This is a genomic window from Spiroplasma sp. ald, from assembly GCF_044714355.1.
GTDB lineage: Bacteria > Bacillota_I > Bacilli_A > Mycoplasmatales > Mycoplasmataceae > Spiroplasma > Spiroplasma phoeniceum.
This window is the reverse complement of sequence record NZ_RXFY01000021.1, coordinates 1-13,137: the sequence shown is the minus strand read 5'-3', so window position 1 is coordinate 13,137 and position 13,137 is coordinate 1. Positions and strand designations below refer to the sequence as shown.

General features: G+C 26.3%; 10 protein-coding genes. 8 read left to right on the top strand and 2 right to left on the bottom strand.

The window, feature by feature from the left end; all coding sequences use genetic code 4:
- The coding region (locus EHU54_RS02060; RefSeq protein ID WP_400248680.1) for an ankyrin repeat domain-containing protein at positions 1–4,093 on the bottom strand (4,093 nt) is incomplete at its 3' end.
- Between the two features lie 353 nt (positions 4,094–4,446).
- Complete coding sequence (locus EHU54_RS02055) at positions 4,447–5,526, bottom strand: integrase core domain-containing protein (RefSeq protein WP_400248679.1); 1,080 nt, start codon at positions 5,524–5,526, stop codon at positions 4,447–4,449.
- A gap of 560 nt (positions 5,527–6,086) precedes the next feature.
- On the opposite strand from EHU54_RS02055, the gene EHU54_RS02050 reads away from it, so the two are divergent.
- The 8 genes from EHU54_RS02050 to EHU54_RS02015 all read left to right on the top strand — a co-directional run.
- A complete protein-coding gene (locus EHU54_RS02050) occupies positions 6,087–6,857 on the top strand; it encodes a ParA family protein (RefSeq protein ID WP_400248678.1) in 771 nt (256 codons plus the stop codon).
- 2 nt (positions 6,858–6,859) lie between these two features.
- Positions 6,860–7,156 carry a hypothetical protein gene (locus tag EHU54_RS02045; protein WP_400248677.1) on the top strand — a complete coding sequence of 99 codons (297 nt, stop codon included), beginning with the start codon at positions 6,860–6,862 and terminating at the stop codon, positions 7,154–7,156.
- A gap of 109 nt (positions 7,157–7,265) precedes the next feature.
- Positions 7,266–7,697, top strand: a complete 432-nt coding sequence (msrB, locus tag EHU54_RS02040) for a peptide-methionine (R)-S-oxide reductase MsrB (RefSeq protein ID WP_400248676.1) — start codon at positions 7,266–7,268, stop codon at positions 7,695–7,697.
- Between the two features lie 6 nt (positions 7,698–7,703).
- Positions 7,704–7,859 (top strand): hypothetical protein, encoded by a 156-nt coding sequence (locus tag EHU54_RS02035; RefSeq protein WP_400248675.1) that lies wholly within the window; start codon positions 7,704–7,706, stop codon positions 7,857–7,859.
- A 356-nt stretch (positions 7,860–8,215) separates the two neighbouring features.
- A complete protein-coding gene (locus tag EHU54_RS02030) occupies positions 8,216–10,522 on the top strand; it encodes an adhesin (RefSeq protein WP_400248674.1) in 2,307 nt (768 codons plus the stop codon).
- Positions 10,522–10,797: an Mbov_0395 family pilin-like conjugal transfer protein gene (locus EHU54_RS02025; RefSeq protein ID WP_400248673.1), complete on the top strand. Its 276-nt coding sequence runs from the start codon at positions 10,522–10,524 to the stop codon at positions 10,795–10,797. The genes EHU54_RS02030 and EHU54_RS02025 overlap by 1 nt, the downstream gene beginning before the upstream one ends.
- A 116-nt stretch (positions 10,798–10,913) precedes the next feature.
- Complete coding sequence (locus EHU54_RS02020) at positions 10,914–12,278, top strand: Mbov_0396 family ICE element transmembrane protein (RefSeq protein WP_400248672.1); 1,365 nt, start codon at positions 10,914–10,916, stop codon at positions 12,276–12,278.
- A 58-nt stretch (positions 12,279–12,336) separates the two neighbouring features.
- Positions 12,337–13,137: hypothetical protein (locus tag EHU54_RS02015; RefSeq protein ID WP_400248670.1), on the top strand; the 801-nt coding region annotated here is incomplete at its 3' end.

Genomic DNA, 13,137 nt, shown 5'->3' with positions numbered 1-13,137 from the left:
TTTGATTAATAAAATGATATTCATCTTTTTTTAATTGTGGAAAATTTAAAGATGAACTATTATTTTCAATATCATTATCTTCTTCAGTTAAACAACCACCACCAGTAATATTTTTATCATTTGTATTTTTCTGTGGTGTTTGTGTTTGATTTTGTAAAGAAAAATTATAATGCGTTCTTTCATTAACATGAAATAAATTTATAATATTACTTGAACTATTTGTTTCAAATATGTTTCTAGTATCTACATTAATATTAGAACCTAGCAAATTACCAATTGCAAAAATTTCAACTTCTCCTCCTCATTCTGATGGTTGTCTCATTCTATTTAAGTAATTGTTAGCAGTTTCATTTTCGCTTATCTGAATTGCATTGCGAAAGGTTTCATTATGATTTCTATTTGAATTTATTTGTGTTGGATTGTCTAAATTATCTCTTATATAATCAACAACACGATTACGAAACACGTTTGTTACTAAATTATTTGCTACTATTTGATTTTGATATCACAATTGATTTAAATCTCTATTATTTTCTAAATTAAATTGTTGAAATAAATTTTGAACATATAATAAATTTTGTAATTCTCGTTCACCAAATAATTGAATAAATCGCGCTCTAAATTCTTCATTATTATTTCTTACTGGTAATAAATAAGCTGTTGCTACAGATCAAAACAAACAACTACCATCGTGAAGAACATCATATCTTTGATTTTCACTATTTGATGTTTTACTTCCAACATTATTATCATTTGAAATTTCGTTTACTATTAATTTAGCACCTTTATCAATTAACAATTGAACTAGTTCTTGATTATTTATACATAGTGCAGCAAATAAGGGAGTATGACCATTTTTATTTTGAAAATTAATATCAGCACCTTTATCAATTAACAATTGAACTAGTTCTTGATTATTTATAAATATTGCAGCAAATAAAGGAGTATGACCATTGAATGAATTTTCATGATTAACATCAGCACCTTTATTAATTAACAATCTAGCCATTTCTAGATTATTTTCAATTACTGCAAAATGTAAAGGAGTATCACCATTTTTATTTTCAAGATTAATATCAGCACCTTTATCAATTAAAAATTGAACCATTTCTAGATTATTTTCAATTACTGCAAAATCTAAAGGAGTTAATCCATTTTTATTTTGAAGATTAACATCAGCATCTTTATCAATTAACAACTTAGCCATATTTAAATTATTAGCTTTTATTGTAGTAATTAAAGGAGTATCACCATTTTTATTTTGAAAATTAATATCAGCACCTTTATCAATTAACAATTGAACTAGTTCTTTATTATTTTTAACTATTGCATAATCTAAAAGAGTTGTACCATCTTTATCTTGAATATTAACATCAGCACCTTTATCAATTAAAAATTTAATCATTTCTTCATCATCTCTTCTTTTTAAAAGAATTAAAGGAGTATCACCATTTTTATCTTGAATATTAACATTAGCACCTTTATCAACTAAAAATTTAATCATTTCTTGATTATTATCTTTTATTGCAGTAATTAAAGGAGTATCATCATATTTATTTGGAACATTATCATTAATACCTTTTTTAAGAATCAACTCAAAGGCTTTTGAATTATCTATTACTATTGAAGTGTTTGAAGGATCATCACCGTTTTCTTCTTGATTATAAATCTTATCACTATATTCAAGTAATAATTGAAGAATTTTTTGATAATTTTTGTTTATTTTCATATTTAAAATAGCGTCTCCGTTTTTATTTTGAAGATTAACACCACCTTTATATTTAATAGCATCTGGAATATTTTCCAAATTCATTGCCAAATATCGTGCAAAATTTAAATTTGTTGAACCCCCTTTATTTTTATTTTCAACCTCAACATTATTTTCAATTAATAATTGAACCATTTCTGGAAAATTGTTTCATATTGCAAAATCTAAAGGAGTTAATCCATTTTTATTTTTAAAATTAACATTAGCATCTTTATTAATTAACAACTTAACAATTTTTAGATTTTCCTTAAGTATTGCAGTAATTAAAGGAGTATGACCATTGAATGAATTTTCATGATTAACATCAGCATCTTTATCAATTAACAATTGAACTAGTTCTTTATTATTTTTAACTATTGCATAATATAAAGGAGTTAATCCATTTTTATTTTGAATATTAACATCAGCATCTCTATCAATTAACAACTTAGCCATATTTAAATTATTAGCTTTTATTGTAGTAATTAAAGGAGTATCACCATTTTCTTCTTTAATATTAACATCATAGCCACTAGCAATTAAAAATTTAATTAAATCAATGTTACGTTCTAAAATTAATAAGTGTAGAATTTTAAAATCAGTAAAGTTCATTTTTTCTCAGATTTTTTTCATAAAAAATAATGTATTAGTAATTTTTTTAATATTTAAACTGTGTTTTTCTATTTTTTGGGTTAAATTAGTTTCTTGTATAATTTGTAAAACTTGTTTCTCTTTTTCACTAAAATTTATTTCATTTATTTTTGTTATAAATTCGTCTATTTCATTTTTTGAATCATTAACAAAATTAACAAAATTATTAAAATAAATTAATTGATTTCAAATTTTTATTCTAAATTTATTTAACTGTTCTGAATATTTTTTTCAATCACCTCTTAATTGAGAAGTATAATCTTTTCAATTAATTGTTTGATTTGAGTTAAATATTTTTTCTTGAATATTTTCTAATATGTTTTTACTCTCAGCTATTATTTTATGTAATTCATCAATATTTTCACTTTTTTCAAAAATTTCTAAAGTTTTTTCATCACATTGAAACCGAAATGCTTCACTTGTAATAAAAATTATTCTTACTAAGTCATCTTTTATTGCTTTATTTCCTTGTTTATTATTATAATTTGATAAATTTGCAATTGCATTATTTAAATTATCTTGCGAAATAAAAATATCTTTTCCTTCTGGTTTTTCGTTTTGTTTTATTACAACATTTAATCCATCTTCTGAATATGCCCCCGTATAATTTAAATTAATATTTTCGCTTTTATATTTTTCTGTTACTTTTATATTTAGCATTTTAATTTTTAGTTCCTCAGTTTTTAAACCTTCACCTTGTAAATTTTTAATTTTATTATCTAAATATTTTTTATCATTATTATAATTTATTGCAAGAATAGGTATCAATATTTCTTTTTTTAATTTTTCTATTTTTTGATTTATTTCATTAATTTGTTCTGTTAATTTTGCTTTTTTTGTTTCAATTAATTCTTTATTTAATTTATTCAAATCTTTTGATTTATTAATTTGTTCTTTGATTAATTCATCAATATTTTTGATATTGTTTTTAATTTTCTTTATTTCTTCTGGAATTTTTTCAAGTTTTACCTGTTCTTTTAATTTATCTAATTCTTTTAATTTATTAAGTTTTTCCTTAATTTCTCATTCTAAGTTTTCTTTTTCGGTTTTATCTTTGCTTTTTTCTTTGATTAATTTATTAAGTTTTTCTAAATTAGTTTTTATTTTTTCTAGTTCAGTAATTTCATTTTGATTATTTTGTTTTATTTTTTTTAAAAGTTCATCATCAAAATAAAAATATTGATTTTGATTATTAATAAATCCTAATAAGTAAAGATTATTTAAATTAATTACTAATTTAACACTTTCATTATTACTATTTTTTAATGTTAATATTAATATTTTATCTTTGTTATTTTGTTGATTTTTAAATCAATTAGCCATTTTAGGCTCTAATTCTTCTAATTTAGAAATAATTGTTTTATTATCAAGCTCTTTACTTATAAGTCCACCCATATTGATACTTCTTAGTGGATCAATATAATTTTCATCAATAAGTTCTTGTAACATTTTTTGAATATTATCAGAATAATTTTCATTTAAAGTAATTTCTTTTTCAATAATATCAACTTTGTTATCTAAAGTTGTTGAAAATTGAGGTTGTTTGTCATCTTGCGGTTTTGGAGTAGTTGAGGTATTTTCGTTATTTTGTCTTTTTTTAATACTGTGTTTTCGATTGGGTGCTGCTGCAACGATTGATGGTATTGCATTTCCAGTTATCATAATTGTTCCTAATAATCCTAAAAGTATTTTCATTTTTTGTTTCCCTTCATTTTTTTACAAAATAAATTTAATTAAAAAAAATTTTCAACAAAATTGAAAATTTATTAGTTTTCAAAATATAATTTGAAAAAATAGTATTATTTTGTTATTTTATAATTATGAAAATATAAATTTTTGCGAGTTGTATTTTCATTTTTTATTTTACTTTGCTAACAACCTAAATTTATTTTTAGGCAATTTGATTATAGCATCAAAAATATTTAAAAGAGCAAATATTTTTTTAATTTTACTAATTTTTATATCAAATTTTAATTGATAAAAAATGATAAATAATTTCAAATTTTAATTTTGGGCGGATGTGAGGTACCATATACATTTTAGACCAGTTAGTCTTTTAAAAATTTTAACACAGCTTCAGTTGGTGTTAAAAAATTTATGCTTTTATGTCGCCTAACATTGTTATAATAATTTAAAAACGTAGTAATTAACTTTCGTAATTCATTAATATTTTTCGGGTAACGCGGCAGATATTCAAAAAATTTATTTCAGTTTTGATGAAATCTTTCAATTTTGCCATTTGATTGTGGCGAACGAATTGGCGTTGTTTGATGAACAACTCCTTTTTGATGTAATGCTTTTGTAAATTCGCTTTTATGATAATTATATTCTGGATTATAACTATAAACATATTCCGGCCCATTATCAGTTCTAATTCTTTTTATTTTAATTTTATTATTTAAAAAATCATTATAAGCTTGATTAAAAATACCAATTGCTGATGATTGTCCCTTATTTTTAGATAAATAAGCAAGACCAAAGCGTGATTTTTCATCAATAAAATCATATAAATATAAATTACGTTTAAAACCAGTCATATTTGGTGTCAAAATTTTAATATCATGTTGTAGATGGCCTAATTCATGCATTTCATAACGTTTATAAATCCTAATTTTCTTGTTTTTAGGATAAAAATTATTAAATTCTTTATTTCATTTCATTAAAGTTTTAATGTTATGTTTAATTACTTTATTTTTATATGTGAAAAAGCCAGCTAAAGTTAAATTATAAAACTCATAAATCCCAGTTCCATATTCTTGGCGATATTTTTTCATCATTTTTGCAACAGCAATTTTGTAAGTTTTTGAATAATAGTTATTAATTTTAATTGGTTTCGTTGATTTTTTAGCTAAAACCAGAAAATTTAATTTTTCTTTAAGACAAAGTTGAATCTTTTTAGCTCAATTATAAAAAGTTTGTTTTGACTTATAAAATAATTTAATTAAGCTATTTAGTGAATTTTCATATAAATAGTATTTCTGACATAAATTAAAATAATTAATGACATTTTGATAAATATAATTTGTTTCTTTTGTAAGTTTTTGTTGTAAATATCATTTTTTTATTTTTCGTTGTAATGAATATAATTCATTTTCAGTTGGAATGCTTGTTACCATATACTTTTTCATTTTAATCTCCATTCTAATTTAAAGACTAAATCAGTGGTCTAAAATGTATATGGTTTTCACACAGGACTTTTGGGCGAGCGGTTGATTTTCTGAAATTTTTGTGATAAAATAACTTACAAGTTAAAAAAGTTTTGAGGTTCTTTCAAACAAATTTGAGAACCTTTATAAAATTCTTCGCTTAACGCTTAGAATTTTTCCCAAGGATTTTGAAAAGCGCGGCAAAAGTTTTTTTAAACTTTACGGCATTTTTCACAAACTTATGAAAATCCCGCGAGCCCAGATTAGTAAATAATAATATAATTTAAACCAAATAATTTGACTTATCCCCCTACTTAAAACCCTTATTTTATAAGGGTTTTTCATTGCTTGTTTGGCAATTGTCGTCTGTAACACATCGAACGTTATTTTCGTGGGGAAATTGGTAATAAAGAGTATTTAAAAATTCCAATTATTAATTTATATATTTAAAAATACATAAATATATTTTTAAATATATATTTACAAATATATATAAATATATTAAAATATATTTATATATTTAATGAAAGGAAAGTTATAAAATGAAAATTATTACAGTAGGTGCCAGAAAAGGTGGAGTAGGCAAAACAACATTTACATATTTAGAAGCAACTTACTTGGTACAAAAATTAAATAAAAGAGTTTTATTAATTGATGGGGATCCGCAAGCTTCTTTAAGTGATTGTTTTTTTGATATTGACCAAGATAACTTATTAGGTGAATTATTTAATGGAAATAAAAATATTAATGAAATAATAAAAAATACAAGTATTAAAAACTTAGATATTATTACATCTAATATTTTATTAGATGATTTTAATCAGTTATTAGTTTCTAAACCAGCAAGAGAAAAAATATTGTTTAATAACTTAAAATATCATTATGAATATTTGCAAGAAAACTACGATTATATTTTGATTGATACTAACCCAAGTTTAAGTTTAATTAACCAAAATTTAATGGCTATTGCTAATGATATAGTAATTATTTCTGATAGGTCTAAATTTTCATTAAAAGGAATAATAACATTAGGTAATGCGTGAAAATCAATATGTGAAGCATTAGAAATACCTTTTAATATGAACACTATTATTTTAAATAAAATTGGTGATAAGGCAACTTCACGAGATTTTGTTGAAATAGTAAATAAATCTTTTTCAGAACAAGTTTTAAAAACTTATATTAAAGAATATGCAATTATTGAAAAATCTGTTATTTCTAAAAAAACAATTGTTGATTTAAAAAGATTAGAAAAACTAGGTAATCCTATTAAAAAAATAAATGATGAATTAATAACTAAGGGGGTAATTTAATAATGGGTAAAAATTTATTTGAACAAACCCTAAATGTTGACCGCACCGAAATAAATTTTAATAAAGTAAAAGAAAATAAAATTAATCAATCTTCAATAAGTAATAACCCCTTTATTAATCAACCGATATCACCTAATGATAATTTAGAAAAACAAAAAGTTAAAAATGTTAATATAACTTTGTATGAAAATGACATTTTAAAAATGAAAATTATTACACAAATTACAGGTGCTAAATTATCAAGTTTTGTAAGAAAGTGTATTAATGAAGAATATCAAAAAGTAATCAATAACAAATAATCTGCTGAAAATAAATTAAATAGTATTTGAACTAACTAACATTATTGGCGTCAGAAACAAGCATACGAAGAACTCATCAAGGAAATCAAATAAAGGAGAAAAATACAACATGAAAAAATGAAAAAGAAAAGAAATAAAAGAATTAAATTCATTAGAATATAATGTTATAAAAAATAATGCAACCGAGCCACCTTTTCAAAATAAGTATTGAGATAATAAAAAACCCGGAATATATGTTGATATAATATCTGGTGAACCATTATTTTTATCAAATAATAAATATGATTCCGGTTGTGGATGACCTAGTTTTTACAAATCTATATCTAGTTATAATATTATTGAAAAAGAAGATATGTCTTTAAATCAAAAACGTATAGAAGTAAGAACAAAAGATACTGATAATCATTTAGGTCATGTTTTTAATGATGGACCAAAAGAATATGGTGGCCTACGTTATTGTATTAATTCTGTATCTTTAAGATTTATACCATTAGATAAAATGTCAGAAACAAACATACGAAGAACTCATCAAGGAAATTAAATAACAATGAAAAAAGCAGAGAATAAAGATACTAAAAATCATAATTTAATGATTGTTGATGTTGATTTACAAAAGTGTCTGAATTGTAGTTTTGCGGTTCAAAAAGTCGATGATGAGTGATTTACGATTAATACGGGCGATAAAAACTGTGGTAAATTATAACTTTGTGTTATAATTTGCTTACAAAGATATTTTTATCTTTGGTACCTAGCCCAAATGTATCAAATATCAAATACTCTTTTTTTGTAATAAAAAAACACCATCTTTAATTAAAGGTGGTATAATATAAGTGTTAATTTAATAAAAATAAAATTAAGTGATAGTAATTTATCGCAAAATAAATTACTATCGTGGAAACACTAGCTATCAACTAGCGTTTCCACCGACAATTTTAACATATTTTACTGGGGTATTTGTTTGTCCTTTGGTAAAATATGTTCAAAAATTTCGTGTGGGAATAGTGCGGTGGTGCTATTCTCTTTTTTTGTTAAAAAGAGAATTCAGAAAGGAAACATAAAATGAAAAAATTACTAAGTATCTTAACTATATCAACCTTGACAGCGAGCGTTCCTGCGCCATTGTTAGCAAATACACTGCTAACTCGCGCGAAACGCGATGTTGGTCCTTTGACATCTAATTCAAACACAGAGTACCTACCATTAAATAAAATAAACGGAGTTAATGATAAAGTTCAATCAATTTCAGTTGACAGTAAAAACAATGTCTATTTTGGTACAAACAGTGGTGCCTATGTGTTGAAACAAGGTTCAGACACACCAACAAAAATAACTGGGTTTGTTAATGTTATGATTAGTTATGCATCTGCAATTGATAGCAATGACAATATTTATTTTGGTACAGATAATGGTGCGTATAAGTTGTCTGCTGGGTCAAGCAATGTAATATCAATTTCAACATTGCCTTCTTTTGTTCAATCAATTTCAGTTGACAGTAAAAACAATGTCTATTTTGGTACAAACAATGGTCTTTATGTGTTGAATCAAGGTGAAATAACACCAACAAAAATTAATGGTATAAATGGTGGTTTTGTATCATCTGCAATTGATAGCAATGACAATATTTATTTTGGAAAATTTGATGGTGCATATAAGTTGGGTGTTGGTGAAATAACACCAACAAAAATTAATGGTGTTAGTGGACAAATAAATTCAATTGCCGTTGATAATACAAGATATCTTTATCTTGGAACAAATAATGGAACTTTTGTAATACATTCAGCATTGACAGCCTTAGAATGAATAAAAAAACAAAGCCGGTTTGCTTTGGTGGATAATAGTTCAAAAACGCAAACTTGAACTCGCCCTGATGTGCTTAGCGTGGATGGGGAGTTAAACATTGATATTGCCAATCCAAATATTGATAAAGTTGTGTTTGATAATGTCCAACAAGGTCAAACAAATAAACACTGGACTATCAATGTTAAACCGGAAACGGCACCACGCGACCATAATTTACAAGTAACTTTTGCTTTGGATGGTAAACAATATACGAGTGAAATTATTGTCTCTATGCAGGCGAAAATAGACCCAACGCCAACCCCAGTGCAACAAAATCTAAGTGAATTAATTAAAACGACTGATTTAGGAAATATCTTAGATAATAACGATGATACTATTTTCACTGCTGTTAATCAGAAAAACAGCAATGTCATTGATGATTTTTCACAAATTGAAATAACAAATAAAGATAATCACTCTGCAACTTTATCAGCGATAGAAGGTAGCAAAAATTATGCGGGTTCAGTGATAGTTAAATACAATCTTGTACCAGCAACGGTGGTTGATTTGAAGATTGATGTAACACCAATATCATCACAAGCAATCGTGGTCAAAGATTATCTTGGTCAAATTGATATAAGCAATATCACAAACCCAGTTAACACATTCTACTATGCAAATAGTGAAAGTGATATCACAATGATAAAACCAACAGCAAGCAGTGACATAACTGGGATTGTGTATGGTTGTGATGATAAATGAAATAAAACATCACAATCAAGTACCATTGACCCTACAAGCGGGATAAGACTTGATGGGTCGCAGTTAGCAACAACCAATGGAAAATATGTTGTTGAACTGTCTGATAACCTAGGTCATACTAACAATGTTTATTTACAAATAAACGAAGATAAAAAAGATATAAAAGAATATTGGAATACTGATAATGGCAAACAATTTGAAATTTGAGCAAAAGCAAATGGAAATGACAATATCCGTGGTTCTAGTGCTAGTAAACTAAATAAATTGTTTGCAGAAAGTAAAAACTGAAAACAAATCGCTAGTGATAGTCAATTTGCTAGTGCTGTTGCTGATTGCCTTAAAACTAATGCTAAATTGTCATCTAAAGAACCGTTGACAAAAGAGCAAGTTATAGAGCAGTTAAAAACCCAAATTCCAAAAGACATTAAAATTGATAAGGTAAATAGCGGCAATTATGATGTAAACAAAGTTTTTTTTGTTTTAAATCAAACTGATTTTAATCCAAACGACAAAATAAATATTGTTATTAAATACAATAATGCGACGTCAGAACAATTTACCTTGCAAATTAAAGATAGTAATGCACCAGACAATAATAAAAAAGGCGGTTTAACTGGTTGAGCTATCTTTGGCATTGTTGTTGGTTCGCTGGCGGGTCTTGCTCTTTTTGGGTGGTTGTTTAAACAGTTTGTGGTTGACCCGTTTATTTTAAAACCAATCCGCGAGAAAAAAGAAAAAGCCTTTGTGGCAAAAACTGAAAAAGATATTGCACAAATGAAAATAGATGATGAAGAATGAGAAGCAAAACAAAAAGGTGATAAATAATGATGACTTTCTTAGCGACAAGTGGGTCAACTAGTTTGCAAGAAATCGGCAATAAAATAATTTCCATGGGAATGCCAATTCTAATCGGCTTAGCAATAACAATTGGTATTGTTATGATGGCGTATTATGGCATTGCTGGTAAATTTGCCAAAAACGCCGAACAGCGCAGAGAAACGATTGCTCGCGTAACCTGAGTGGGGGTTTGTTTGGGAATTGTGATTTTGGCAAGTGCAATTGTATTGGGTTTAAAAGATGTTATTTTAGGCATTGCGTAAGGAGGCGTTAAAAAATGGTGCAAAACAAAAAAGGGTTAAAAAACCCTTTCAGTGCTGGCAAGTCGACCAAGATAAAGCCAACATCATTTAAAAACATAATAGCCATTGTAAATAATATGATTAAAAAAATGGCTATCTTTTTTATTATAGCATTTTTGCCGTTGATGTTAATAGTAGTAATTATTGTTGTAATCATTGCGGCGATTATGGCAATATTTACCCCCGACACAATCAATCATTTCACTAGCACACATGCCTCAGAAGTGTTTATTCAGTATAACCAAACGGCGACTGATAGTGGGGGTGACGCACCAAGTTGATTGCTTGGCAAAATTATGGAAGCGGTCTTTGCTATTTTATATATTATTTTCATAAAACCGCTGTTATGATTTTTAAATAAATTCCAAGACATAATTTATTTTATGTCGGGTGGGAATTTGACAAATCGTTTGTTGTTTGAAAATAATACTGTTGGTGGTGTACCAATGTTATTTATTGTGATGTTATCAATTGCGGGAATAATATTGGCATTGTTGTTGGCAGGAAGAATGATTGAAATAATGTTGGCGGATGAAAAACATAGCAAGTTAAGAATAACATTACGCAATATGTTTTTATTGTTTGTTGTAATTCCAACAATACCAGTTATTTTTTATACCTTGAATATTATTGTTAACTTACTAACCCAAGCGATTATGCAAGCAAGCAACTTGCAGCTGCAAAATATTGGTTTGTTTATATTTAATTCTTCGTTTGATAATGGAATACACAATTTCGATTATGTTCCTGCAAGTTGAACATTTAAAGATAGTGGGCATTTTAATTATTTGTTGTGTTTGTTTTCTGAGGGCTTTATGATATACATTTTCTTGCTGATTGCGTTGTTTTTATTCTGACGAACGGCTGAGTTATTAATTCTTTATGTATTATCGCCCGTTGTGATAGTTTCGGCAATTCAAGATGAGGGACGAAGATTTAAAAACTGAAAAGAATTAACGGTTGCTCGCTTTATTAGTTTTAATATGGTGTTCTTAGCGTACAGTTTGTTCTTATGGAGTATGTCAGTGTTTGCGGAAATTGGCAAAGCCATTCCCGACCAAACAACAAGACCAATTTTTACTTTATTAGGTATTTTTGCGTTTGGAATTGTTGTTGTGAAATCACCGCAACTCTTATCATCGCTGTTGGGTGGTAATACATCGTTGAGTGACGGGATTGGTAATATAACGGGGTTGAAAGTAGCAACCACCGCCTTTATGACTGGTGGGGCGTTGACCGTTAGTGGTGTTCGCACCAGCTATAGTTTAAGTAAAAAAACTGCTCGTGGAATTGGAGCGGTTCGTGCATATCAAACTGGGGCGAAAGAACACGGGTTTAAAAATGTTGTCAAGGCACAATTTAAAAACGCATTCACTGGCTATTATAAAAAACAATATAGTAAATCATCTGAAAAAATCAACCAGTGATTTACTGATAAATAAAAATACCGTAAACACTATAAGAAAAAATAAAAAATAGCATTAGGGGAGGTAAATAATTATGGACGACAATAAAGTACGAATTATCACAAAACGAGCAAGTAAAATTCGTTTTACGATTTCGAATGCTCTTGGTGGGATTGGCAAAGTTGAAATTGCAATTATTGTAATTGATTTTTTAATTACAGCGTTGATATTTTCTTTTTTATTCAAATATCAAATAATCGCTAGTGTGCTTATTACGATTTTTATGTGATTGATAAGTTTAATTTTAATGTTTCCAACGAAAAACGGTACTAAACTATACAACGTTATTTGAACAGCATTCAAATATATTTTTGTAAAAAAACAAAATAACGATGTTTTAAAAATTAGTAAAATTAAAAAAATAGAAAATAATGTTATTACTTTTTCAAATAAAGTTGCAGTTGTTTATCGCATTGAGGCGGTTGATATTTCGTTGGCAAACCAACAAGAACGTGATATCCCTATTTATAAATTATCTAGCATTTTCAAAACAATAGATATTGATTTTGAAATTTGTAAAATTCAAATTCCTTATGAATTTAACAAACAAATTCAAAATATTGATAATTTATTATCCAAAGAAAAAACTGAGTTTAAAAAAACTCAGTTAACAAATTTAAAAAATTGATATTTGAATTTGCAATATAGTAATCAAAAATTAAAAACCGCTTACTTTTTAATGATTACTGCTGATAATGTTTCTTCAATAAATCAAAAATTAAGATATATTATTAATGAATTTGATAATAACATTAAATTTATTAAAGCAACATTGGAAGAAACAAGTTTATTAGTTCAACGCAATATTATTCCGACGAATAATGTTGTTGATAAA